Source organism: Microbacterium hanjuni (assembly GCF_043556395.1).
Lineage (GTDB): Bacteria > Actinomycetota > Actinomycetes > Actinomycetales > Microbacteriaceae > Microbacterium.
Map to the genome: position 1 here is coordinate 546,270 of NZ_JBIGIK010000002.1, position 24,431 is coordinate 570,700.

Below are 24,431 nucleotides of genomic sequence, written 5' to 3' on the forward strand. Positions count from 1 at the left end.
AGGAGGGGCGGATGCTGCGCCCAGGGCGACGTTCAGCGAGCGCCGGTAGAGTCGTGGGCATGGCTCAGCGCAACACCTGGCAGCGCGAGCGCGTGCGCGAAGCGCTCGCCGACGCGCGCGGCTTCGTCAGCGCTCAGACCCTGCACGCGACGCTCCGCGAGGAGAACACGGGCATCGGTCTCGCGACGGTATACCGGGCACTCGCCGGGCTCGCCTCGCAGGGCGACGCCGATTCGCTGCAGAGCCCCGAGGGCGAGAACCTCTTCCGCGCGTGCGTGAGCCCCGGCCACCACCACCACCTCATCTGCCGCAACTGCGGCCTCACGGTCGAGATCGAAGCATCCGACGTCGAACAGTGGGCGCACGCCACCGCAGCCACCCACGGCTTCACGCAGGCCGAGCACATCGTCGACATCTTCGGGCTCTGCGCCGCCTGCACGCAGCTGCGCGCGAACGAGCGTGTCGGGCAGTAGCGCGACCGCGGTACGTCAGCGCCGCCGGCCCCGCCTCGGGCTGCCGCTGCTCCTCGGCGTCGCCGTCATCGCCGGTCTGTTCGCGATCGACGCGTTCGCGCCGCAGCTGTTCGCCTCCTCCCTCCCCACCCGTGCGCAGGACGCGGTCACCCTCTCGCTCAGCGTGCTCATCGAGTCGCTGCCGTTCGTCGTGCTCGGCGTCGTGCTGTCGATCGTGGTGCAGGTGTGGGTGCCGCCCGGCGCGATCGAGCGGTGGATGCCCCGCCGCGCCTGGGCGCGTCGAGCCGTGCTGTCGCTGTTGGGGATGCTGATACCGGTCTGCGAGTGCGGCAACGTGCCCTTCGCCCGGGGCCTGCTCATGCGGGGGTTCACGGTGTCCGAGACGCTCACCTTCCTCGTCGCCGCGCCCATCGTGAACCCGATCGTGATCATCACCACGCACGCGGCGTTCGGGTTCGACGACAACATCCTCGTCGCCCGTCTCATCGGCGGCTACCTCGTCGCGAACCTGATCGGCTGGCTGTACAGCCGCCACCCCTCACCCGATGCGCTCATCACCGATCGCTTCCGAGAGACCTGCGAGTTGGCCCTCGCGAACTCCGGCGGACCCGGCAGCGATCGTGGACGCCGGAGCCTCGCGCAGTTCGTCGTCGAACTCCGTTCCGTGATGCCGGCCCTCGTCATCGGCTCGGCGCTGGCCGGGGCGGTGCAGATCCTCGTACCCCGCGACGTGCTGGTGTCGATCGGATCGGACCCCGCCCTCTCGATCGCCGCCATGATCGCCCTCGCGATGGTCGTGTCGATCTGCTCGAACGTCGATGCCTTCTTCGCCCTGTCGTTCGCCTCGGCCTTCACTCCCGGTTCGCTGGTCGCCTTCCTCGTGGTCGGTCCGATCGTCGACGTGAAGATGCTCGCGCTGCTGCGCACCACCTTCACCACCCGCGTGCTCGTGGGCATGACCGTCGTCGTGGTGCTGTCCGCCTTCGCCCTCGGAACGGTGGTGAACCTCGGTGCCTGACCTCGACTCGCTCGCCACGCGCTGGCTCGGCGTCGGCCTCGCCTCGTGTCTCGCCGTCGTCACGGTCGGCCTCGCGCTGACCGGCCGCCTCGGCCTTTACCTCAACCCCGACTCGGCCTGGTTCGCGATCGGCATGGCCGTGCTCCTCCTGATCGGCGCGATCGCCAGCTTCGCCCTGCCCCTGGGGTCGGAATCCGATCACGGGCACGACCACGGCGAAGCCGACCACGACCACGCTGACCACGATCATGCGGGCGGGCGCCGGCATCCGATCACCTCCGACCGTTTCGCCGTCGCCGCGACCGTCGCCGGGGGGCTCGTCGCTTCGGGCGTGGTCGTGACCATGCTCGTCACCCCGCCCGCATCGCTGTCGGCCGAGCTCGCGATATCGCGCGACATCGGCGCACCGCCGTTGTTCGCGGGCTCGGACGTCATCACCCTCGCCGCCACCGGGGACACGAGTGAGTTCGGGATCGGCGACTGGGCGAGCATCTTCGCCACGGCCACCAACCCCGACACCTTCGACGGTGACGCGGTCACGCTCACCGGCTTCGTCACCCCGGGGGAGGGCGACGGCTCGTTCGATCTCACCCGTCTCGTCATCACGCACTGCGTGATCGACGCCCAACCGGCGAGCCTGCCGATCGCGGCTCCCGCCTCGATCCCCGACACCGGGCAGTGGGTGACGGTGACCGGCACGGTGCGCTCGACGAGCAGCGGCGCGCTCGAGATCGCGTCGGCGGAGGTGGCCGTCATCGACGAGCCGCAGGACCCTTATGAGTACTGACCGCCTCAGCCGGCGGGAGCGCTCGCGCCGACGGCGGGGACGCGCGTTCGCGGGCGCCTTCGCGATCGTGCTGGGCGTGCTCGTGGTCGTCGGGGGCGCGGGCGCCTTCGTCGCGGTCGGGCAGGGTCCTCGCGTCACCGACGTGCAGGTCGACCCCGCGGGCGCGATCGCCGCCTCCGGGAGCCGGGTCATCCTCACCACGACACAGGCATTGCACGACGTGGATGCTGCCCAGGTGACGGTGGAGCCGGCTGCCCCCTTCACCGTGGACACCTCCGGCCGGAACGTCGGCGTGCGCTTCGGATTGCCGCTGCGCGACGACACCGACTACACCGTGACCGTCCACGATGTCGCCGGACGCGGAGCCGGACCCGCCGCGACGCTCACCACGACCTTCCGCACCCCGCCGCTGCAGCCCTACATCCTGCAGCGTGGGGACGGGGAAGACACGATCTACCGCACCGACCTGACCGGCACCGCCGCCGAAGCGGTGTTCACCCACCCGCACATCGAGGACTTCCGTGCGACGGCGTCCCACCTCGTCATCTCGGTCGACGAGGACGACGGAGACGGCACGGCCGGGCTCATCGTCACCGGCCCGGCGGGGGAGGACCCCCGCGACCTCCCGCTTCCCGGTGTCGGCTTCGTATCGAACCTGCAGAGCGCGGACCGCGGCGAGACGATCGGGTACACCTTCTCCGACGCCGATCTGGGGGCGGACGGCGGCCAGGAGTCGGTGTTGTACACCACCTCGGTCGCCGAGGGCGCGGCCGACGGCCCGCCCACGCCCGTGGGGCTCGCCGGAGACGACAGCCGGGTCGCGGAATGGCGGTTCGTGCCCGACACCGACAGCATCCTGGTTCTGACCTTCGACGGCCGTCTGCTGCTGTCGGGCGCCGACGGTGCGGGAGCCGCGCCCCTCGGGACGGCGCTCGGAATCGACGGCATCGCGCGCGGATCCTCGCTCGCGGTCGTGGAGCGCCTCGAGGGCATGCGCGTGATCGACCTCACCGACGGCAGCGAGGAGCCGCTGGGCGAGCCCGCCACTCCGCTCGGCTCGCTGGGGGATGTGACTCCGGTGCCGGGCGAGGACGCCGGCACCGTGCGCACCTACGCTCAGCTCACCGACGGCGGCGGCCTCACGTCGACCGTGGTCGCCTTCGTGCGGGCCGACGGCGAATCCACCGTGCTGCTCGATGCGCGGGCCACCGACTCCGTGCTGCAGACCTGCGTCTCGGCGAGCGGACGCTACGCCGCGGTGCTGGTCGCGCCCGACGCCGCCACGAACCCGTACGACCGCTACCACCTGCCCCTGCCGCAGCGCGTCGAGACGCACGTCGTCGACATCGAGACGGGCGACGAGGTCGTGCTCGACGGCTTCGCCCTGTCGTGGTGCCAGGTGCCCGCGGCATGAGCGGGCTGCGTCCGGCGACCCGCGCCGATCTCCGGGCACTGCCGGTGGAGGTGGCGCCGCGACTGCTCGGCGGCGTGCTGCAGACGACGGTCGCGGGCGAGCGGGTGGCCGTGCGCATCACCGAGGTCGAGGCGTACCACGGCCTCGGCATGGGCCCCGTGGCCGACCCGGGGTCGCATGCCCGCATGGGCGCGACCCCGCGCAACGCCACGATGTGGGGCGAGGCCGGACACCTCTACGTCTATCTCAGCCATGGCATCCACTCGTGCGTCAACGTGGTCGCCGGCCCCGAGGGGGTGGCAGGCGGCGGAATCCTCTTGCGTGCCGGCGAGGTGATCGAGGGGACGGATGCTGCCACCGCGCGCCGGTTGCAGCGTCGCGGCGCGGTGCGCACCCCGCGCGACCTGGCCGCAGGCCCCGGGCGTCTCGGCGACGCGCTGGGGCTGCAGCATCCGATCCACGATGGCATCGACGCGATCGACGGCGTCGAGCAGGCGGGAGCGGTCGCGCGGCTGTTCCTCGCCCCGCCGGTGACCGAGGTCGCCACCGGCCCGCGGGTGGGAGTTGCCGGCGTCGCCGGTACCGAGGCGTTCCCGTGGCGGTTCTGGATTCCGGGGGACACGACCGTCTCGGCCTTCCGGTGGGGGCGTGGAGCGCGCGAGGCGGCTGCCGAGGAGGCAGCACGCGGGCCGTGCTAGCATTGTCGTTTGTCTGCGCGCACTCCAGCACGCAGTTCGCACCCCTCCCTCTTCGCTTCGTCTCGCTGCGCTCGCTCAGCGACCGGATATCGACGCGGCGCGGGGTGCAGACAAGGGATCTTGGGTGACACCGTCCGGTGTCACGGTACTAAGGAGTAATCATCATGGCAGCAGTGTGCCAGGTGACCGGCGCCGTTCCCGGCTTCGGTCACGCCATCTCGCACTCGCACCGCCGGACGAAGCGCCGCTTCGACCCGAACGTGCAGCGCAAGACCTATTTCGTTCCGTCGCTCGGTCGCAAGATCACGATCAACGTGTCCGCCAAGGGCATCAAGTGGATCGACTCGCGCGGCATCGAGTCCATCGTGAAAGAAATGCTCGCTAGAGGAGTGAAGCTCTAATGGCGAAGAAGGCCCAGGACGTACGTCCGATCATCAAGCTGCGTTCGACCGCCGGCACGGGATACACCTACGTGACGCGCAAGAACCGCCGCAACAACCCCGACCGCATCGTGCTCAAGAAGTACGACCCCGTGGTCCGCAAGCACGTCGACTTCCGAGAGGAGCGCTAAACATGGCAAAGAAGAGCAAGATCGCGCGCAATGAGCAGCGCAAGGTCGTCGTCGAGCGGTGGGCTACCAAGCGCGCCGAGCTGAAGAAGGCTCTGGTCGACCCGACCTCCACCGACGAGCAGCGCGAAGCCGCTCGCGTGGGCCTGCAGAAGCTGCCCCGCAACGCTTCGCCGGTGCGCGTGCGCAGCCGCGACGTCATCGACGGACGCCCCCGCGGTGTCCTCACGAAGTTCGGCATCTCGCGTGTGCGCTTCCGCGACATGGCGCACCGAGGCGAGCTGCCCGGTGTCACCAAGTCGAGCTGGTAACCAGCATCCGATCGCCGAAAGGGCGGGAGTTCTTCGGAACTCCCGCCCTTTTCCGCATCCCGTTCGTCGGCGGGGCGGACCGGTCAGACGAACTCGACCGTGAGCTCGACTTCGACGGGGGCATTGAGCGGTAACACGGCGACGCCCACGGCGCTGCGCGCATGCACCCCGGCCTCGCCGAAGATTTCGCCGAGCACCTCGGACGCGCCGTTGAGCACGACCGGTTGGCCGTAGAAGCCGGGGTCGGACGCGACGAAGCCGACGACCTTGACGATGCGGGTCACGCGGTCGAGCGAGCCGAGCAGGGCCGCGACGGCGGCCAGGGCGTTGATGGCACTGGTGCGCGCGTAGGTCTGCGCGTCTTCGGGGGTGACCTCGGCGCCGACCTTGCCCGTCGCAGGCAGGGCGCCGTCGACGAAGGGCAGCTGCCCGGCGGTGTACACGAGGTTGCCGCTGATCACGGCGGGAACGTACGTGCCCGCCGGTGCCGCCGCTTGTCGCGGGATCTCGATGCCGAGCTCTTGCAGGCGGTTCTCGATGTTCGGCATGGGGGTCCTCCCGCTCGGGCGGTGCGCAGCTCCGCGTTGCGCCCCACCCTAGGGACGCCGCGGGCGACGAACCTCCCCCAGCCCGTACCCCCCACCCGCGACGTGGGGGCGCAGCAGAGGGACGCAGGCTGGGAGACGCCACATCAGCCACATCAGTCACATGCGTCACGCGACACGCCTGCCGATGACGCGGAAAGACCGCGAAAATCCGCGGTTTTCCGGGCAGCGTTGATACATTCGAGGCGGTCGATCCGACCACCCGGGGGTGTTCACCCCCGTCCGAAGTATCGAGAGGCGGCGTTCTGCCGCCTTGGAGGACAACCACATGGCTGACAAGTCCATCACCAAGACCGAACTCGTAGCGTCCATCGCGAGCGCCACCGGACAGAGCCAGTCCGCCGTGTCGGGCGTGCTCGACTCCCTCTTCTCCACCGTCTCCGAGGCCGTTGCCAAGGGCAGCAAGGTCTCGATCCCGGGTTGGATCGCGTTCGAGCAGGTCGAGACGTCGGCGCGTACGGGCCGCAACCCCCAGACCGGCGAAGAGATCAGCATCCCCGCCGGCAAGCGCGTCAAGGTCACCGCGGGCTCGAAGCTCAAGGCAGCCGTCAAGTAATCGACGACGCCGTCGTGAAGGGGGATGCTTCGGCATCCCCCTTCTTCGTTTCCCGAGGATGTCCTCACCACCGTGATACCGCCACCTCGGGCACGCTCGCCGCGACTTAGGCTGGGGGGATGATCCCCACGGCCACTCCCCGCGCCGCCTCTGCCGCGCCGCGAGAGGCCTCGGGACGCGGCGCGTCCGCAAGTGCGTTGCGGGTCGCCGGCCCCGTGATCCTGGTCGTCGTTGCTCTCGCCGCCCTGGTGTGGGGGCTCGCGTTCGGCGGCGGCGCCGCCCCGCTGCTGCTCGCCGACCCCGGCCCCGTCGTGCGGTGGGGACTTCCCGTCGCGACGCTCGCGGTCAACCTGACCGCCGCCGGCATGGCGGGCTCGCTCGTGCTGGCGCTCTGGGCCTTCCGCGCGGGTGACCGGGCCTTCGAGGTCGCCCTCGACACCGCGTCCATCTCGGCAGCCCTGTTCACCCTCGCCGCCGCCGCGACCGGATTCTTGACCTTCCTCAACACCATCACCGCCGCGCCCAGCGCCGATGCCGTCTTCGGACAGCAGCTCGGCCGCTTCCTCGTCGAGGTCGAGCTCGGCCGCACCTGGCTCATCACGACCATCGCCGGCGCCGTGCTGACGGTGCTGACGTTCGCGGTGCGCTCGTGGACGGCGACGCTGCTGGTCACGCTGCTCGCCCTCGCCGCCCTCGTGCCGATGGGCACGCAGGGCCACTCCGGCGAAGAGGCGAACCACGACTCCGCGGTGGTCGCCCTCGTACTGCACATCCTGGCCGCGGCCGTCTGGCTGGGCGGACTGCTGCTGCTCGTCATCGTGCGGCCCGTGCTCGAGCGGGGAGCCCTCGCGCGCGTCATGCTGCGCTACTCGAGCATCGCGCTGGTCGCTTTCGTCATCGTGGCGATCACGGGTACGGTGCGCGCCTCGATCGGCCTCGGCGGGTGGGAAGCGCTTGCCTCGCCGTACGGCGTGCTCGTGCTGGTGAAGGTCGTCGCGCTGCTCGCCATGGGGGCACTGGGCGCCTGGTATCGCACGCGCCTGATCGCCCGTCTCGGCGACGAGGCCACCTCGCGCCGCTTCTGGGGGCTCATCGCCCTCGAGCTCGCCTTCATGGGTGTGGCCAGCGGAGCCGCGGCCGCCCTCGCGCGCACGCCTCCCCCCGGCTCGGACGCGATCCCGCCCCTGCAGAGTCCCGCCGAGATCCTCACCGGCGCCGCTGTGCCGCCCGAGCTCGACTTCGCCGGGTGGTTCACCACGTGGGACATCGACCTCGTCTGGCTGTTCGTCGCCGCGGCCGGCATCTTCTTCTACCTCGCCGGCGTCGCCCGGCTGCGCAAGCGCGGCGACTCCTGGCCGCTGCACCGCACCATCCTGTGGGTCGCCGGGATGCTGCTGTTGTTCTGGGTGACCTGCGGACCGATCAACGCCTACCAGGACTACCTGTTCAGCATGCACATGGTGGGGCACATGCTGCTCACCATGGCCATTCCGCTGCTGCTCGTGCCGGGCGCACCCGTCACCCTCGCCGCGCGCGCGATCCGCAAGCGCGACGACGGCACACGCGGTGGACGGGAGTGGATCCTCTGGGCTGTGCACAGCCCGGTCGCGCGCATCCTCACCAATCCCTACGTCGCCGCGGGCCTCTTCATCGGCTCGCTGTGGCTGTTCTACTACACCGACCTCTTCCGCTGGTCGCTCTATGATCACCTCGGGCACGAGTGGATGACCGTGCACTTCCTGCTCACCGGCTACCTCTTCGTGCTCTCGCTCATCGGCATCGACCCGGTTCCCTACCGCCTGTCCTGGCCCATGCGTCTGCTCGTGCTCATCGGGATCATGGCGATGCACGCCTTCTTCGGTATCGCGATCATGATGCAGTCCGGGCTGATGGTCGCGGAATGGTTCGGGGCGATGGGCAGAACCTGGGGCGTGAGCCCCCTCGCCGACCAGTACGTGGGCGGCGGCGTCGCCTGGTCGGTCGGCGAGATCCCGACCCTGATCCTGGCCATCGCCGTCGCGATCCAATGGAGCCGCTCCGACGAGCGGATGCAACGCCGCCGCGACCGCCAGGTCGACCGTGCCGGCGACATCGAGCTCGACGAGTACAACGCCCGCCTCGCGGCGATGGCCGAACGCGACGCCCGCGCTGCGCGCTGAGCCCGGCTACTCGCCTTCGCTGCCGCTGACCTTGATCGAGACGCTCCCGTCGGGGAGTACCTCGATCGTGCCGTTGACGAAGAACGGCACGTCCTCCGAGACCGTTCGCACCGAGCCGTCGAACAGCGAACGGATGTCGACGTCGATGCGTGCGACGGCCTCGGCGGTCGGGATCTTCCAGCCTGCGCCGTCGGGCAGCACGGTCACCGTGGGCTGCTCCGAGATCGACCACGACGGCAATCCGACCACGCGGTTCTGAACGCTGAAGCCGAACGGGCACCCCGTCGGCTGCAGCACCTGCTGGGTCGCGCACGCGGCCAGGAACTCCTCGACCTTGCCCTGCACCACGTCGATGAACTCGGTCGTCGCCGTGGCCTGCATGTCGACGGGGATGCTGACGAACGGGGAATCGGCCAGTACCGCCGCACCCGGAGTCGCGGAGATCGGGGTATCGACGTCGACCGAGTACACACCCGGGCTGAAGATCAGCAGCGGCACGGCCGCCATCGGGTCGGCATCGACCCCGTCGATCGACACCTGGCGCTTGTCGACTTCGAAGTCGTTGACCGCGAAGCGCATCGAACCGCGCACCACGAGGTCCATCACGGCGAGCGGGCTGCGCTCGAACCGCCAGGCGGGAACGACCCCCAGCCACCCGTCCTGTGCCACATCGAACGTGGTCTCGCCGTCGTGCGCACCGGCGCGGTACGCGACCGTGACGCGGGTCGCATCGTCGCCGGGTACCTCGGAGACCACGCGCACGTCGGACAGGTCGCCCAGCGCATCCGAGCGGAGAAGCGCCGTCGACGCCGTCGGTGAGAGACCGGCGTCTTCGAGTGCCGCGGAATCGACCGCGACGCCGGGCACGGCCAGCGCGTCGGCGGCGCGGCCCTCGGCGAGCAGATCGAGGTAGCGCAGCACGAAGGCGCTGGGGCTGTACAGCTCGCGGTACAGCACGCTCGCCCCGGCGGCGAAGGCGCCGAGAGCGATCACGCCCACGACCGCGATGACGGTGAGCTCCAGGCCGAGCCGGCGGCGCCGCGGGGGGCTGGCGAGGGGCGGTGCGGGTGCGGTGACCTCGGGCGTCGGTGGCGCGCTCGGCGTCACAGCATCCGCTCGTTCTTCCGTGCCCACCCCCTCAGTCTAGGAAAGGCGAGCAGTCGAGCGAGCAGCGCGGCGTCCCATTCGGCGAGACACGACTTTGCGCGGCCGGGCTCGAAGGCCCAGAGTCGCAGGAGCGGCTGCCCGCGGCGCGCGCACAACAGAGAGGTTGTCATGGCCGAGAACGAGGACCCCGACGACAAGAACCCGGATGCGTCCATCTACGGCGAGACGGAAACCTTCTACACGATCCCCGAGATGAACACCGGGGTGCCGCGTGACCCGGCATTCATCCGTGTCCTGGCCCGGATCGAGATCTCCATCGGGGTGGCGCTGTTCGCGTTGCTGTTCGCCGGCGTGATGTACCAGGTGATCGGGCGGTACTTCCCCGCGATCGGCTGGGTGGGCGCCGGTGAGTTGGCGCTGCTGTCGATGGTGGCGATGACCTTCATCACCACGGGGTATCTCGTCGGGCGCAACGGCCACGTCGTGATCGAGGTGTTCGACCAGGCGCTCGAGGGCAAGCGGCTCTTCGTCGTGTTGCGCGTCATCTCCGCGATCATCATGGCGGTGACGTGCCTCGCGCTCGCGTACGAGGCCTTCGTGAAGGTGCAGGTCGAATGGCTGCGCACGAGCGCCGCGATGCACGTGCCGCTCGGTGTGCTCTACCTGTTCGCCCTCGTCGGGTTCCTGTCCGCCGCCGTTCACTCGGTCATGAAGATCCCCTATGCCAACCGTCCCGAGCACCAGCTCGACATCTCCGAAATGGAGGGCTGATCCGTGGATCTCTGGCTCTACATCCTGCTGCTCGTCGTCCTCCTCCTGCTGCGCGTCCCCGTCGCCTTCGCGATGATCGCGCCCAGCATGCTGTATTTCTACAGTCAAGGGCTCTCCCCGGGGTACGCGATCTCGTCGATCGTCAACGGGATCAACAGCTTCCCGCTGCTCGCCGTGCCGCTGTTCATCTTCGTCGGCACCGTCGCCAACCATCTCGGGATCGCCACACGGCTCTACGACTTCGCGCGGGCGTTGCTGCCGCGCCTGCCGGGCAACCTCGCGTACGTGAACCTGGGCACCGCGGTCGGGTTCTCGTGGATCAGCGGTTCGGCACTCGCCGACGCTGCCTCCACCAGCAAGGTGCAGATCCCGCAGATGCTCAAGGCCGGCTACCCCTACGGATTCTCGGCGGGCTTGACGGCCTCGGGGTCGCTCCTGAGCACGGTGATGCCCCCCAGCATCCCCGCCGTCCTCTTCGCGGCCACGGCCGCGATCTCCACCGGCGCCCTGTTCGCCGGCTCGATCCTGCCCGCCGGTCTCATGGCCCTCGGACTCGCGGTCTACATCTTCATCTGGGTGCGCAAACACCCCGAGGTGGCCGTCAGCCGCCCCTTCGACGGGGGCATGTTCCGGGCGGCCGTCGTTCGCGTCATCGGCCCCGCTCTGCTTCCGGTCATCATCCTCGGCGGCATCTTCAGCGGATGGTTCACCCCGACCGAGAGCGCCGGCATCGCCGCCGCCTACATGCTGGTGCTCGGCCTGATCTACCGCACGCTGACGTGGCGGGTGTTCTGGCGCGCGGCCAAGGAGACGGCTGTCATCTCGGGCGGCATCCTGCTGATCCTGGGCGCCTCCAACCTGATGGGGCAGGTGCTCGCCCGTGAGCAGGTGTCGCGCAATCTCGGCGAGTGGCTGACGAACCTCACCGACAACCCGATCATCTTCCTGCTCGTGCTCAACGTGCTGCTCATCCTGCTGGGCATCTTCCTCGAGGCCGCTCCCGTGATCCTCGTGCTGGTGCCGATCCTCATGCCGATCATCGGCGACTTCGGCATCGACCCCGTGCACCTCGGCGTGATCATGATCCTGAACCTCATGATCGGTTCCTTGACCCCACCGGTGGGCGCCGTGCTGTTCGTCGTCGGCTCGATCACCCGAAGGCCGATGGGCGAGCTGTTCCGCGGCATCCTGCCCTTCCTCATCCCCTTGGGAGTCGTGCTCATCCTGCTGACCGTCTTCCCCCCGATCGTGACGATCGTGCCGACCTTGCTGGGCCTGTGATGAAGGAGTCACCCGTGAAACGCAAACTCTTCGTCCTCAACGGTCCGAACCTGAACATGCTCGGCCTGCGCGAGCCGGGCCTGTACGGCAGCGCCACCCTCGACGACGTGCGGGCCGACTGCGAGCGTCTGGCGGAGGACTTCGGCTTCGACCTCTTCTTCGCCCAGTCCAACGCCGAGCACGAGATCGTGGACTGGCTGCAGCAGGCGTTTCGCGAGGGGGCGACCGTCGTGATCAATCCCGCCGGTTTCAGCTTCCGCTCGATCCCGGTGCTCGATGCCTTGCGGATGCTGGAGACACCCATCGTCGAGATCCACATCACCAACATCCACGCTCGCGACGCCGCTCACCAGCACTCGCTCGTGTCCACGGTGGCGCGCACCGTGATCGCCGGAGCCGGCGTGTTCGGTTACGAGCTCGCCGTGCGGGCGGCCGATCACCTCACCCCGCGCGAAGCCGCCTGACTCAGGGATTCCGGGCTGCGCCGGCTCGGAACCGCGCGACGTCGACGCTCGCGCCGCGCGCGGGGCCCAGGGTACGTCGGCGGGTCACCGCATGGACGGGGCGTCCCATTCAGCGGGGAGACGGGGAGGCACCGGACCCGTATGTTCCATTCGACGGGACATCGCTTTGCGAAGCGGGCGCCGTCGGCGAGAGTCGGCCTCGCCACAGTCTTGGCCCCGAACCACATGTCACCGCACGCACGAAGAAGTGCATCAGCAGAGGAGAGTCACATGAGCACAGCCCGATCGGCGTACCGAGGCCGGATCGCCGCATCCGTTCTCGCCGCCACCGCACTCGTGGTCACCGGTTGCGCCGGCGGCGGCACTCCGGAGGGAGGCGGTGAGAGCGGCGGGGGGAACAGCCCCGTGACACTCACCGTCGCCACCAGCCAGAACGAGCAGACCCCGAACTACTACTGCGGCGTCGAACTGCTGCAGGAACGCCTCGAGGGGGCGGACCTCGGCTTCACCGTCGAGCTGTACCCCGCGAGCCAGCTCGGGCCCGACGCCGATCGGTTCCCGCTCGTCCAGGCGGGCGACATCGACATCGACCTGCAGGGCGCCTCGGCGCTCAGCTCGACCTACGAGCCGATCGGTGTCATCGACGCCGCCTACGCCTTCGACGACGTCGACCACGCCTTCAAATGGATCGACGAGGGGTCGGAAGACCTCTTCGGCGGGTTCCACGAGGCGACCGGGGTGAGCGTCGTCGACGGCTGGTTCTTCGGCAACCGCACCTTCACCACGAAGGGCGTCGAAGTGCGCAGCCCCGATGACCTCGAGGGCGTGCCGATCCGCTTCCCGAACTCCCCGGCATTCCTCGCGAACGCCGAGGCGCTCGGCGTCACCAACCCCGTGTCCGTGGCTGTCGAAGAGGTCTACACCGCCCTGCAGCAGGGGATCGCGGTCGGCCAGGAGAACCCCATCGTCGCGACGCGCTCGTCGAGCTACGACGAGGTGCTGAACGTCGCCGTCCTCAACAACCACAACGTCGGCATCCACTGGATCCTGGTCGGCGACCGCACCTACGAGAAGCTGAATGACGAGCAGGCCGCGATGCTGGATGAGACCATCCACGAGATCCGCGCGGAGAACCGCACCTGCGTCGAAGAGGCCACCGAGGAGATCCTGGAGGAGTACCGCGGCGACGCGAACTTCACCGTGATCGAGCAGGAGGACATCGACATGGATGCCTTCATCAGCCAGTCGGAGGACTTCTTCGAGGGGTACTTCACGGGGGAGAACCTCGAGGCTTACCAGGCCATCCGCGAGACCGCGGGCTGACCCTACGCGGAAGGGGGCCGGCGGAGGATCTCTCTCCGCCGGCCCCCTTCTGCGTGTTCACGAGACGCGCGCGCCTCCTCCCCGGCGGCTGAGGGTCATCGCCGATGCGCGCACCGCCGCGGCGATGGGGGCGGTGTCGAGCTGGTCGGCCTGCCCGACGACGCCGATGCTCGCGCACGCGGCGCGTCCGGCGTCGATCACGGCGCCGGCCAGACAGAAGCCCGTCACCGGGCGCTCGCCGCGGTCGGTGGCGACGCCGTTCCGACGGATCTCGGCGAGCTCCCGCTCGGAGACGACGTCGTCCGCGGCGCCAGGCGGTGCGAAGGCCAGGAGGGCTTTTCCGAGAGCCGTCGCGTGCGCCGGTAGCCGTGCGCCCACGCGGGGGACGGCGACCGCAGCGGGCTGCGCACGGGTGACGGCGAGCACGACGACGTCGGCCCCGTCCAAAATGCCCAGGAGCACGCTGGCACCCGTCAGGGCACGCAGGTGCGCCATCACCGGCAGGGCGCGCTGGCGCAGCATCCGCGGTCGCTCCACGGTGCGTCCCAGCTCGAACAGGCGCATGCCGATGTGGAATCGATCGCCGACGCGGTCGAGGTACTGCTGGGCGACGAGCTCGGCGGCCACGCGGGAGACCGTAGATTTCGGGAGGTTGGCGCGGCGGGCGAGTTCCGAGACGCCGAGACCCTCGTCGTCCTCGCCGAACGCCTCCAGCACTGCGGTGACGCGATCGAGCACCGTGACGGAGGTCGTCCACTCGGCCGTGCGCACCCGGCTACGCCGCTTCGACGAGGCGTCGGGTCAGCGTCGCGCCCGCGGCGCGCACGAGCGGCCCCACGGCCTCGGGGTCCATCGCGCCGGTCGGACCGGCCAGCGACAGCGACGCCAGCACGTGGCGGTCGCCGGCGAGCACGGGACTCGCGACGGCGCAGATTCCGGGGTACGACACTCCGGGATCGGTGGCGACGACCTCGGTGCGCACCCGCATGAGCTCGTCGCGGAAGTGCAGCGCATCGTCGTCGACGAGGGTCGCGCTGACGCGCTCGACGACCCGTTGATCGGTGCAGAAGGCCAGAAACGCCTTGCCGCTCGCGGTGGTGAGCACCGGTGAATGCATTCCCGCATCGGCGGGCAGCTCGGGCAACCGGCCCGGAACGGTCGCGATCGAGACCATGTCGGGACCCTGGTGAACCCAGAGACCGACCCGTTCGCCGGTGAGGTCGGAGAGCTTGCGCATCACGGGCGCTGCGGCAGAGAGGATGCGACGGGGCAGGCTCGCGCGGGCGCCCAACTCGAACAGGCGCAGCCCCAGGGTCACGCCCTCGTCGGTGCGCTCGAGATAGCGGTGCTGCGTGAGCTCGGCGGCGAGCCGCGACACCGTCGACTTGGGCATCCCCGTGGTCGTCGCGATCTCGGTGATCGAGACCGACCCCCCCGATTGCCGCACCGTGTCGAGGATGGCGATGATGCGCGCCAGCACAGACGTTCCCGTCTCCGCGGTCGGGCGCGGAAGAGACGTGTTCCATTCGGCGAGACTCGGCATCGAGAATTCCCTCCACCAGGTTTGAATCGACATTGACCACCTGCGGGCTAAACGTACTAGTTAGTTCACAGTCTGACAATGACGTCATCGGGTATCGGCTCCGCCCGATCCGATGCGGATGGAGAGTTCATGCGCACGTCGATCGCCACGGTCTGCCTGAGTGGAACGCTCGACGAGAAGCTCGCCGCCGCGCGCGCGGCCGGATTCGACGGCGTGGAGATCTTCGAGCCCGATCTCGTCGCCTCGCCGCAGAGTCCCGAAGCCATCCGCGAACGGGCGCGAGATCTGCAGCTCACGCTCGATCTGTATCAACCCTTCCGCGACTTCGAGGGGGTCGGGCCCGACCTCCTCGCGCTCAACCTCCGTCGCGCGGCCGCCAAGTTCGCCCTCATGTCGCGGCTGGGCATCGACACGATGCTGCTGTGCAGCAACGTCGCGACCGCGCGCAGCGGCGACGAGCAGCTGGCCGCGGCGCAGTTGCGTCAACTGGGCGACCTCGCCGAGACGTTCGGGGTGCGCGTGGCGTACGAGGCCCTCGCCTGGGGGCGTTTCGTCGACGGCTACGAGCAGGCGGCGCGCATCGTGCGCCTCGCCGACCACCCGCGCATCGGGGTGTGCCTCGACAGCTTCCACATCCTCTCGAAAGGGCACAGCCCCGAGGCGATCGAGACCATCGCGGCCGACAAGATCTTCTTCGTCCAACTCGCCGACGCCCCGTTGCTGTCGATGGACGTGCTGTCGTGGAGCCGTCACCACCGGCTGTTCCCCGGCGAGGGGGGTTTCGACCTCGGCGCCTTCATGGGGCACCTGGTGCGCACGGGATACGACGGGCCCGTCTCGCTCGAGATCTTCAACGACACCTTCCGGCAGTCCGACCCCCAGGCCACGGCGGTGAACGCCCGCCGGTCGCTCCGGTGGCTCGAGCACGAGACCGCGGCGTGGCTGGGGGTGCCGAGCGGTGCCCGCGCCGCCCGGATGGCGACGGCTCGGCTTCCCGCCATCGCCTCGCCCACCGAGGTGAACTACATCGAACTGCGCACCGAAGCCCTGGCCGACGTGCGGCTGCTGCTCGAACAGCTCGGGTTCGGCTCTCACGGCCGGCATCGCACCAAGAGCGTCGAACTGTGGTCGCAGGGCGCCGCTCGGATCGTGCTCGGCCGCCCCGCTTCGGATCGGCCGCAGCCGGTCGTGGCCGGCATCGGGATGTCGGTCGAAGATCCCGACGCGGCGATCCAGCGGGCCCTCGAGCTGAAGGCTCCGCCCGTGCACCGCGAGCAGAGCGACGACGACGAACCGCTCGTGGGGGTGCGCGCTCCCGACGGGTCGGAGGTGTTCTTCGGCGCCGCGGGCCTCTCCGAGCCGAACTGGGTGCGCGAATTCGGCGAGGCGGGCCTCGAGGGTGCGCCGGGCATCGACCGCGTCGACCACGTCAACCTCGCCCAGCCGTGGCAGTACTTCGACGCCGGGGTGCTCTTCTTCCATTCCGTGCTCGGCCTGCACCCGCAGCCGTCGATGGAAGTGGCAGCCCCGATCGGACTCGTGCGCAGCCAGGTGCTCACGAGTGCGGACGGCGTCGTGCGGATCGCGCTCAACATGGTGCCCTCCGGCGCCGATGCCGACGCCATCCTGCCGCAGCACATCGCCTTCGCCTCATCCGATGTGCTCGCCGTCGCCCGCTCGGCCCGGTCGCGCGGGTTCCAGCCTCTCGACATCCCCGCCAACTACTACGACGACCTCGAGGCCCGGTACGACATCGCTCCGGCCCTGCTCGCCGAACTCAAGGAGCTGAGCGTGATGTACGACCGCGACGAGACGGGCGAGTTCCTCCACTTCTACACACCACCGATCGGCACGGTCTTCCTCGAGGTCGTCGAACGCCGCGGGGGGTACGCCGGATACGGGGCGCAGAACGCTCCGGTGCGCCTCGCCGCCCAGTATCAGCAGCGCCAGCTCGCGGAGTCGGGGTCGAAGCGGTGATCCGCCACGTCGCCGTCTTCCGCTTCGACGCGTCGTTCACCGCGGAGGATCGCGCGCGGTGGATCTCGATGCTGCGCGCTCTGCCCGCCAGCATCCCGGAACTCCGATCGATGAGCGTGGGCGAGGACGTGCTGGGAGGGCCCTCGTCGCACGAGCTCGCCATCGTCGCGGACTTCGACGACCTCGCCGGCCTCGCGACCTATACGAAGCATCCTGCGCATGCCGCGGTGCTCGAGATCTCGGGCCCCGTGAAAGTCTCGCTGGCCACGGTCGACTTCGAGATGCCGGAGCCCCGGTGACGGGCGGCGGGGTCGAGCACGGGCGAGCTCCGTCCTACCTCGTGGGGCTGATCGGCGAGGGGATCACCGCCTCGCTGACCCCGCCGATGCATGAAGCGGAGGCGGCCGCCCTGGGGCTGTCGTACACCTACCGCATCCTCGACCTCATCGAGCTGGGGCGTCCGGCCGAGGACGTCGGTGCGTTGCTCGACGAAGCCCACCGAGCGGGCTACGCCGCTCTGAACATCACCCACCCGTGCAAGCAGCTCGTCGTGCAGATCGTCGATGAGCTGGACGAGGATGCTGCTCGCCTGGGCGCCGTGAACCTCGTCGTGTTCGACGACGGCCGCCTCATCGGCTACAACACCGACTGGATGGGATTCCGCGACGCGCTCCGCGCCGGCCTTCCCGACGCTCCGCTGGAGCACGTCGTGCAGGTCGGCTGCGGCGGCGCGGGCGCCGCCACCGCCTACGCGCTGCTGCACAGCGGTGTCGCCGAGCTGAGCCTCAACGACACGGACGACCGCCGTGCCGAGCAGTTGGCCGCGCGCCTGCGTGAACTCTTTCCCGCCCAGGCGGTGCACGCGGCGGCGGCGCCGACGCTGCCCGACCTCATCGCGCGCGCGAGCGGTGTGGTGCACGCCACCCCGATGGGCATGGCCCACCACCCGGGAGTGGCCTTCGACGTGGCGGGGCTGCGGGAAGGCGCCTGGGTGTCGGACGTCGTCTACCGCCCACTCGAGACCGAGCTCGTCCGGGAGGCGTCGCGACGCGGGCACCCGGTTCTCGACGGCGGTCGCATGGCCGTCGGTCAGGCCTGGGCTAGTCTCCAGATCATCACCGGCGAGCAGCCTCGCCGTGACCGGATGGAGCGGCATTTCCGAACGCTCGTCGAGGCCGAGGGGGTTCACCATGACGCAGGTGCGCGATGACGACGCCGGTGCGCTCGCCGCGACCCCGCGCGCCGAGCGCACGCGGGAGGACATCCTCGAGGTGGCCACCGACGAGTTCGCCTCCAACGGGTACGCCGGAGCGCGGGTGGACGAGATCGCCGCGCGCACCCGCACGACGAAGCGCATGATCTACTACTACTTCGAGTCGAAGGAGGGCCTCTACCTCGCCGTTCTGGAGCGCGTGTACGCCCAGATCAGGCAGGTGGAGCGCGGCGTGCACGTCGACGAGCTCGCCCCCAGCGAGGCGCTGCGCACCCTCGCCGAAGCCACCTACGACCACCACACGACGCACGAGGCGTTCATCCAGCTGGTCAGCATCGAGAACATCCACCGCGCGGAGCACCTCCGCCAGTCCGAGATCATCCTCCGCGAGAACGCGACCGCGATCTCACTGCTCGAGCAGGTCATCGAGCGAGGGGTGCGCGAGGGCAGCTTCCGCGCCGATGTGGACGCCGTCGACGTGCACATGATGATCAGCGCCTACGCCTGCTTCCACGTCGCGAACCGGCACACCTTCGCCGCGATCTTCCACCGCGACATGCTGGACCCCGCGCTGCAGAGTCCCCACCGCCGACTCATGGGCGACATGATCGTGGCCACCATGACCAGCCGGCCGGCGCCACCGGTCGATTGACCTCAGCCTCGCGGCAGCTGCTCGCCCCCGCAGGGGCACCGTTCAGGAGACTGACGCACGTGGCGTCAGAACCGATCCTGATTGGACTGAACGTGACCGCTTCGACCGACGCTGACCGCACCCGCCTGGCCGAGAAGGCTGAGGCAGAGTACTTCCGACGCTTTCTGGCGCGCGTTCCCGCGACGACCCAGCAGGATCTGGGAATCCGCACCGCCACCGTCGGCGCCGGTGTGGTGACCGCGGTCCGGAACGACCCTTCCGGTTACTGGACCAAGGCTCTCGGATTCGGCCCGGGAGACCTCATCGACGCAGCTCTCCTCCGGGAGATAGTGGGCTTCTTCCGACTCGCGGGCAAAGAGGAGGGTGTCATCGCCATTCCCCCGTCGGCCGAACCTCAGGACTGGGCCGAGCTCACCCGACAGTTCGGACTGACACCGACGTCCGAATGGACTAAGTTCGCTCGTTCCCCTGGCGCCATCACCACGCCGTCGATCGATTTCGAGGTCCGGGCCCTCGGCGCCGAAGACCCCCCGCGTGGCAACGGATCATCCGGGAGGCGTTCGGCATGCTCGAACCCGACCTCACGCCGATGCTCCGAGCGACGATCACCGATCCCGTCGCCCGGGTGTTCGGGGCCTGGGACGGCGACCTTCTGATCGGGGCTGGAGCCGTCCATTTGCTCGGGGAGGCAGCATCGCTCAACACCGGCGCGACACTTCCGTCCCACCGACGTCGCGGTGTTCAGGGTGCACTCATCTCCGCTCGCGTTCGCGCCGCAGCTGATGCTGGATGCCGGCTCGTCTCGGCGGAGACGGGGTCCTCGCCCGACAGTCCTTCGTACCGCAACCTCGTCCGGGCCGGTTTCGTTCATCTCTACGACCGCCAGAACTGGACGTGGACGGCGTGACTATCGTCCGGGGCTGAGGTGCTGATTCTCGATTGCGTCGGCTGCTGCTGAGACGCCTGATTCCGCACTCAAGCCCGCGCCCAGAGCGCGCGCCCGCTCCCCCACAGCGGGTTCGAGGAGCTCACGAAGGGCCGTGAACAAGGCTTCTTCGGACAGGTGGTCGAAGGGAAGCCAGCCGCCGACCCGGAGGTCTTCGACCCGTCTTCCCCAGAAGGGCTGATCGAAGTTCACCGAGCAGACCAGGGTCGGAAGACCGGCCGTGAGGCTCGCGGCGGTCGTCCCCGCGCCTCCGTGGTGCACGGCCGCGACGCAGAGCGGGAAGACGGAACTGTGGTCGATCTCTCCGATCACACGAACCAGGTTCTCGGTGTCATCGATCTCGGTGCCATCGTCCCCGCCACCACCGTAGGTGGACCAGCCGGCACCGATCAACGCTCTCACCCCGAGTCGCGCCGCGACCCGCCTGACGAGGTCGATCATCCGCTGCGGTTCTCGAACGGGCATGCTGCCGAAACCGAAGTAGACCGGCGGGGATCCGGCCGTCAGCCACTCGCGGAGACCTTCGTCGGTAGCTGCCTCGCCCCAGAGACGCCGATGCAGCCCGGTCGGAGTGATGAATCCGGTCAGCGGTCGCTCGGCCGACCAGCCCGCCAACTGGGGAACGAGTGCTCTGCTGTAGGCCTGGAGCTCGAGGGTGTGACGACCTCGAAGCCGAGCCGTGAGATTCTGACGGACCGGGGGGAGGCCTAGTGCGGCGCGAAAGGAATTTGCGTAGTCCGCTGTCGCCTTCCACTCGGTGCGGGCGACGAGGCGGTATGTGAATCTGTTCGCCGGCCCACCGAGGGATCGGGTGGTGAGTGCGTACGCCGGGAAGAATCGGTTGGCCCGGCGCGGCGAGTAATACAGACCGACGAGCGGGATGCCATTGACCTCGGCGATTGCGCTGGCTTCCTCCATCGTGTTCACCCCCGAGACGATGACATCGCTTCCACGGCTCGCCCGGCTGATCGCGCGGCCGAGACCTGCCAGTCGTTCGGTCTTGAGGCTCACGACCCCCTGGAGGAACGCGCGCATGTCGCCCGACGCCAACCACCTCTCCCCCTCCTCCGAATCGAGCAGCTCCCGGGTGCTGAAACCCAGCGGCTCTGTCTCGACTCCGAGCTCGGCACCGAACCGGATGAGATCGTCGGACGCTCCGAGCACCACGTCATGACCGCGCTCCGTGAGCTCATGGGCGAGGACCGCAGACGGCTGCACGTCACCGCGGCTTCCCGCCGACAGGATGCTGATCCTCATGGTCAGGCGGCCCGGTCGCTGATCGCGTCGGAGAACTGCGCGATGAGCTGGCTTCGGCTGGTGATCTCCAGCTTGATGAAGACATTCCGCAGATGCGACTCGATGGTGCGGGGGCTGAGATGCAGGATGTCGCCTGCCGCTTTGTTGGACACACCGCCGGCGATGAGTTCGGCGACCCGCCGCTCGCCGGCTGTCAACTCAGAGATCCGCGACTGCTCCCATCTTCTGAGTTCCCCGCGGAGCGACCGACGCGCATCGCCATCCTCGAGCAGGGCGATGGCACCCCGCGCCGTGTGCGTGATCGCCGAGCGCTGCGTCTGATCGACCGGGACACCGCGGACGAGTCGGAGTGCCTCGGCGATCAGGCGCGCACGCTCCGGCACCCACTCCATCGTCTCGGCCAGCGCGAGAAGCGCCAGCGTGCTGTCGTGGATCTCCCTCGGAGATCCTTCCGCGCCAGTGAGCCAGGCCTCGATGCGACGGGCCTGCAGCCTCGGAAGCGTGCGACCGGTGCGATCGGCGAGTCCTGCCAGCGCTGCTGCGAGAGATCGTGCCCGGTCGATGTCTCCCACGTCGATGTAGGCCCGGGCGAGTTCGACGTCGACCCAGAGGCGGCGGCCCGGTTCCGCGACACCGAGTCGGCCTGCCGTACGGATGGCCTCTTCGAGGTGACGGACGGCGAGGCGCGCATCCCCGCTTCGGGATAGCAGGATGCCCCGGAGAGCCGCCCGGGTGAGGTGCCCGAGTGGATCGACGCCGGTCTCGGGCACCCGGCCGATGATCTGGGCCACATCGTCGTACCGGCCCTGTTCCAGAGCGAGGAGCCCGCCGGCCCTGACGCCCGCCGGTGCCGCAGCCAGGTGTGGTGCCTGAGATCCGCTCATCGTCAGTCGCTGCTCGGCCGAACCGAACCGGCCCACCATCGTGTCCACCTGGGCCGCGTGGACGACGAGGATCTGGCGGAACCCTTCGTCGCCCTGGATCTCGCTCTGCACGAGGAGCGCGGCGAGCCCGCGGCGACTCGAGGCGATTTCGTCGATCGTGTAGGCGTACAGAGCGACCTGGGCCTCGACCGTGTCTTCGAGGAGCATGCGGGGCACACGTTGCTGCAACCGTTCGAGATCGGCGACGAGGGCGGCATCCAGCCCCGCCCCTGCGTTGACCTTGGCGTAGAGCAGCTTGGAGAGGAGCGAGTGTCGAAAAGGCGCCGAGTGCCGCTCCGACCGCAACCGGGGCAGGTGCGCTTCGAGTTGGTGCTGCACGACCGCGAAGTTCTCGCCGAGTCCGGAGACGGCCAGGCGCAGAACATTCCGGTGAGGGTGGTCGGCGGGTAGGGCTTCGAGGAGGTTCTGTGCCCGCATCCGGGCGGCGGCGAGCCCCGACGTCCGGTAGATCGACGAGGTGAGGAGCCCGATCGCCCGTTCTGCCTGGTCTTCGGTGAGTCGGCCCCACTCGAGCGCCTCGAGGATGCTCGCGACCGACCGGAACCCGCCCTTCCGGTATTCCTCGGCGGCCAGCCGCAGTTCCCGCTCGTTCCGGTCGGTCGCGCCCCCCGCACTCCGTCGGGCGGAGCGGGCCCAGAATTCGACCGCCAGGTCGACGCGCCCGGCCTGCTCGCTCTTCAGCGCGGCACGCTCCAGGGCCAGGGCGAGGTCGGTGTTCTCGCCTTCGTCCGTGCCGAGATCCTGCTGCCGCACGGCGTCGAACTCGCTGACACTTCTTCGCGCCAGCCGGAGATGCAGGTCCCGGCGATCGGAGCGGCTCAGAACCTCGAGTGCGGCCGCCCCGAGGCGGGGATCGGCGGGTCGCAGGGATCCCTCTCGAAGAGAGAGCAACCCCGCTTCCACGGCCTGATGCACGGGCACGCTGTGCTCGCCGAGAACGACGGGGATGTCGCGGACGAGGAGGTGCCCGAGGGCTGCGACTGCTTGCAGCGCCTCCAACGTCAGCCGGTCGAGCGCCTCGATCGTCTGGGTGCGAGCTAGCGATGTCATGCACGCAGCCAAGTCCAGACCTGTCGACGAAGAGTCGACGGGGAGTGGAACCGGGTCGACCTGGACTACCGCCGGACCGGAATACCTGCGTGCTTTCACTGATGCGCTCCCGAATCCGCCCGCGCAGACTGCCTGCGGTAGTCGCACAGGACGGAGCAGAAATGCGAATTGCATTCAGTAGCACCGGGTTCGTCGGGCATCTCGTTCCGATGTTCCCTTTGATGAGAGCCTTCGTGGCCGCGGGCCACGACGTGGCGGTGATCACCAGTTCGGAGATGGAGCCGCTCCTTCGGCGCGAGGCATCCGAGAACCTGATCGTCCTGCCGGCGGGGCCGCTCGCCTCGGTCACGATGACGAAAATGGCCGACGCGACAGGGGTCAGCCCGGCCACCGAACCGGTGCCCCCGGTCATCGCGGAGTTCTTCGCCGGGCGGCAGGTCGACGCGGGGTTCGAACGTGCTCACGCGAGCGCGGCCGCGTGGGAGCCGGACGTCATCATCAGTGAGGCGATGGACCACATCGGCCCACTCATCGCCGGCGAGCTCGGCGTGCCGTTCTATCGCCACTCCTTCGGGCCCACCCGACCCCGGTTGCTCACCGAGACGCTCGAGCGAGTGGCTGCAGGGCGGGCGGCTGCCCTCGGCGTCGCAGTGGCGGCCACCGAGGCCCTGATCGACATCTTCCCCGGGAGCTTGCAAGCCCCGCACGGGGAGAGTTCGTTGAGACGGATCCCGCTCCGACCTGAGATCCACCACCGTCCGGGTGCTGACCCGGTCGAGAAGCAGGAAGCCGTCGATCCGTCGCGGCTGAAGGCCCTGGTGACGTTCGGCACGGTCTTCACCGACCCTGGGGTGAGAGAAGCCGCCGTCGAGTCGATGGACCCGCACCACTGGGACCTCGTGATCACGACAGGAGGAGACGCCGGAAGCGGCTCTCCGCAGTCGCACCCGGAGCGCCGGTACGTACCGTTCACCCCTCTCGGCGAGCTCCTGCCCGGAACCGACCTGGTCATCACGGCCGGCGGTGCGGGAACGGTGCTCTCTGCCCTGATCGCCGGAATCCCGATGGTGATCCTCCCGCTCGGGGCGGACCACGACATCAACGCCGCCCGCGCGAACGCGGCCGGCGTCGCCCTCGTCGTGCGTGACCCCCGCGACATCGGCAGGGCGGCGACCAGGATGCTGTCAGACCCGCGGTATCACGAACAGTCCCGCATCATCGCCGCACAGATCGCAGAGCTGCCGAGCGCCGACGTCGTCGCCGCCGGGCTCGAGCGGGAGATCGCGGGCCGTCATGAGTAACGGGACCGAGGGG

At 69.4% G+C, this 24,431-nt stretch carries 26 protein-coding genes; 20 read left to right on the forward strand and 6 right to left on the reverse strand.

Annotation, left to right across the window (positions count from 1 at the left end; all coding sequences use genetic code 11):
- Positions 1–59: 59 nt before the first annotated feature.
- From ACFXP5_RS10325 to rpsN, 8 genes are all read left to right on the forward strand, one after another.
- On the forward strand, positions 60–473 hold the full coding sequence (locus ACFXP5_RS10325) for a Fur family transcriptional regulator (protein ID WP_394544555.1): 414 nt from the start codon (positions 60–62) through the stop codon (positions 471–473).
- Complete coding sequence (locus tag ACFXP5_RS10330; RefSeq protein WP_394544556.1) at positions 460–1,491, forward strand: permease; 1,032 nt, start codon at positions 460–462, stop codon at positions 1,489–1,491. The genes ACFXP5_RS10325 and ACFXP5_RS10330 overlap by 14 nt, the downstream gene beginning before the upstream one ends.
- Positions 1,484–2,278, forward strand: a complete 795-nt coding sequence (locus ACFXP5_RS10335; RefSeq protein WP_394544557.1) for a TIGR03943 family putative permease subunit — start codon at positions 1,484–1,486, stop codon at positions 2,276–2,278. The genes ACFXP5_RS10330 and ACFXP5_RS10335 overlap by 8 nt, the downstream gene beginning before the upstream one ends.
- Entirely contained in the window at positions 2,268–3,692 is a 1,425-nt protein-coding gene (locus ACFXP5_RS10340) for a hypothetical protein (protein WP_394544558.1), read from the forward strand. Before ACFXP5_RS10335 ends, ACFXP5_RS10340 begins: the two co-directional genes overlap by 11 nt.
- Complete coding sequence (locus ACFXP5_RS10345; protein WP_394544559.1) at positions 3,689–4,390, forward strand: DNA-3-methyladenine glycosylase; 702 nt, start codon at positions 3,689–3,691, stop codon at positions 4,388–4,390. The genes ACFXP5_RS10340 and ACFXP5_RS10345 overlap by 4 nt, the downstream gene beginning before the upstream one ends.
- Positions 4,391–4,554: 164 nt before the next feature.
- Positions 4,555–4,791, forward strand: a complete 237-nt coding sequence (gene rpmB / locus ACFXP5_RS10350; RefSeq protein WP_394528191.1) for a 50S ribosomal protein L28 — start codon at positions 4,555–4,557, stop codon at positions 4,789–4,791.
- Positions 4,791–4,961, forward strand: coding sequence for a 50S ribosomal protein L33 (gene rpmG / locus ACFXP5_RS10355; RefSeq protein ID WP_013584775.1), 171 nt, complete (start codon positions 4,791–4,793; stop codon positions 4,959–4,961). The genes rpmB and rpmG overlap by 1 nt, the downstream gene beginning before the upstream one ends.
- Positions 4,962–4,963: 2 nt before the next feature.
- Positions 4,964–5,269, forward strand: coding sequence for a 30S ribosomal protein S14 (gene rpsN, locus ACFXP5_RS10360; protein WP_394528192.1), 306 nt, complete (start codon positions 4,964–4,966; stop codon positions 5,267–5,269).
- Positions 5,270–5,352: 83 nt separating this feature from the next.
- Here rpsN and ACFXP5_RS10365 read toward each other — a convergent pair whose 3' ends face one another.
- A complete protein-coding gene (locus tag ACFXP5_RS10365; RefSeq protein ID WP_394528193.1) occupies positions 5,353–5,817 on the reverse strand; it encodes a RidA family protein in 465 nt (154 codons plus the stop codon).
- Positions 5,818–6,142: 325 nt separating this feature from the next.
- Between ACFXP5_RS10365 and ACFXP5_RS10370 the strand changes: the two genes are divergently transcribed.
- Together ACFXP5_RS10370 and ACFXP5_RS10375 are read left to right on the forward strand one after the other, a co-directional pair.
- On the forward strand, positions 6,143–6,430 hold the full coding sequence (locus tag ACFXP5_RS10370) for an HU family DNA-binding protein (protein ID WP_394528194.1): 288 nt from the start codon (positions 6,143–6,145) through the stop codon (positions 6,428–6,430).
- A 119-nt stretch (positions 6,431–6,549) separates the two neighbouring features.
- Positions 6,550–8,589: a bifunctional copper resistance protein CopD/cytochrome c oxidase assembly protein gene (locus ACFXP5_RS10375; RefSeq protein ID WP_394544560.1), complete on the forward strand. Its 2,040-nt coding sequence runs from the start codon at positions 6,550–6,552 to the stop codon at positions 8,587–8,589.
- A gap of 6 nt (positions 8,590–8,595) precedes the next feature.
- Here the strand turns inward: ACFXP5_RS10375 and ACFXP5_RS10380 are convergent, their stop codons facing one another.
- Positions 8,596–9,723, reverse strand: coding sequence for a hypothetical protein (locus ACFXP5_RS10380; protein ID WP_394544561.1), 1,128 nt, complete (start codon positions 9,721–9,723; stop codon positions 8,596–8,598).
- A 141-nt stretch (positions 9,724–9,864) separates the two neighbouring features.
- Between ACFXP5_RS10380 and ACFXP5_RS10385 the strand changes: the two genes are divergently transcribed.
- The 4 genes from ACFXP5_RS10385 to dctP all read left to right on the forward strand — a co-directional run bounded on the left by ACFXP5_RS10385 (position 9,865) and on the right by dctP (position 13,535).
- Positions 9,865–10,467: a TRAP transporter small permease gene (locus tag ACFXP5_RS10385; RefSeq protein WP_394544562.1), complete on the forward strand. Its 603-nt coding sequence runs from the start codon at positions 9,865–9,867 to the stop codon at positions 10,465–10,467.
- Positions 10,468–10,470: 3 nt separating this feature from the next.
- Complete coding sequence (locus ACFXP5_RS10390) at positions 10,471–11,748, forward strand: TRAP transporter large permease (RefSeq protein WP_394528198.1); 1,278 nt, start codon at positions 10,471–10,473, stop codon at positions 11,746–11,748.
- 14 nt (positions 11,749–11,762) lie between these two features.
- Entirely contained in the window at positions 11,763–12,212 is a 450-nt protein-coding gene (locus ACFXP5_RS10395) for a type II 3-dehydroquinate dehydratase (protein ID WP_394528199.1), read from the forward strand.
- A 270-nt stretch (positions 12,213–12,482) separates the two neighbouring features.
- Positions 12,483–13,535: a TRAP transporter substrate-binding protein DctP gene (gene dctP, locus ACFXP5_RS10400; protein WP_394528200.1), complete on the forward strand. Its 1,053-nt coding sequence runs from the start codon at positions 12,483–12,485 to the stop codon at positions 13,533–13,535.
- A 57-nt stretch (positions 13,536–13,592) separates the two neighbouring features.
- Here the strand turns inward: dctP and ACFXP5_RS10405 are convergent, their stop codons facing one another.
- Both ACFXP5_RS10405 and ACFXP5_RS10410 read right to left on the reverse strand, forming a co-directional pair.
- Positions 13,593–14,306 (reverse strand): IclR family transcriptional regulator, encoded by a 714-nt coding sequence (locus tag ACFXP5_RS10405; protein ID WP_394544563.1) that lies wholly within the window; start codon positions 14,304–14,306, stop codon positions 13,593–13,595.
- Between the two features lie 4 nt (positions 14,307–14,310).
- Complete coding sequence (locus ACFXP5_RS10410; protein ID WP_394544564.1) at positions 14,311–15,078, reverse strand: IclR family transcriptional regulator; 768 nt, start codon at positions 15,076–15,078, stop codon at positions 14,311–14,313.
- A 129-nt stretch (positions 15,079–15,207) separates the two neighbouring features.
- On the opposite strand from ACFXP5_RS10410, the gene ACFXP5_RS10415 reads away from it, so the two are divergent.
- The 5 genes from ACFXP5_RS10415 (at position 15,208) to ACFXP5_RS10435 (ending at position 19,827) form a co-directional block, all read left to right on the forward strand.
- Positions 15,208–17,055, forward strand: coding sequence for a bifunctional sugar phosphate isomerase/epimerase/4-hydroxyphenylpyruvate dioxygenase family protein (locus ACFXP5_RS10415; RefSeq protein ID WP_394544566.1), 1,848 nt, complete (start codon positions 15,208–15,210; stop codon positions 17,053–17,055).
- Positions 17,052–17,354 carry a Dabb family protein gene (locus ACFXP5_RS10420; RefSeq protein ID WP_394528204.1) on the forward strand — a complete coding sequence of 101 codons (303 nt, stop codon included), beginning with the start codon at positions 17,052–17,054 and terminating at the stop codon, positions 17,352–17,354. Before ACFXP5_RS10415 ends, ACFXP5_RS10420 begins: the two co-directional genes overlap by 4 nt.
- Positions 17,351–18,265: a shikimate dehydrogenase gene (locus tag ACFXP5_RS10425; protein WP_394544567.1), complete on the forward strand. Its 915-nt coding sequence runs from the start codon at positions 17,351–17,353 to the stop codon at positions 18,263–18,265. The genes ACFXP5_RS10420 and ACFXP5_RS10425 overlap by 4 nt, the downstream gene beginning before the upstream one ends.
- Positions 18,246–18,920, forward strand: coding sequence for a TetR family transcriptional regulator (locus ACFXP5_RS10430; protein ID WP_394528206.1), 675 nt, complete (start codon positions 18,246–18,248; stop codon positions 18,918–18,920). Before ACFXP5_RS10425 ends, ACFXP5_RS10430 begins: the two co-directional genes overlap by 20 nt.
- A 547-nt stretch (positions 18,921–19,467) precedes the next feature.
- Entirely contained in the window at positions 19,468–19,827 is a 360-nt protein-coding gene (locus ACFXP5_RS10435) for a GNAT family N-acetyltransferase (protein WP_394544823.1), read from the forward strand.
- Here ACFXP5_RS10435 and ACFXP5_RS10440 read toward each other — a convergent pair whose 3' ends face one another.
- On the reverse strand, positions 19,828–21,123 hold the full coding sequence (locus ACFXP5_RS10440) for a glycosyltransferase (RefSeq protein WP_394544568.1): 1,296 nt from the start codon (positions 21,121–21,123) through the stop codon (positions 19,828–19,830).
- 2 nt (positions 21,124–21,125) lie between these two features.
- The gene (locus tag ACFXP5_RS10445; protein WP_394544569.1) at positions 21,126–23,117 is read right to left on the reverse strand and encodes a helix-turn-helix transcriptional regulator; all 1,992 of its coding nucleotides are present in this window, start codon (positions 23,115–23,117) and stop codon (positions 21,126–21,128) included.
- Positions 23,118–23,338: 221 nt separating this feature from the next.
- Between ACFXP5_RS10445 and ACFXP5_RS10450 the strand changes: the two genes are divergently transcribed.
- Positions 23,339–24,418 (forward strand): glycosyltransferase, encoded by a 1,080-nt coding sequence (locus ACFXP5_RS10450; protein WP_394544570.1) that lies wholly within the window; start codon positions 23,339–23,341, stop codon positions 24,416–24,418.
- The last annotated feature ends 13 nt before the right edge of the window (positions 24,419–24,431 follow it).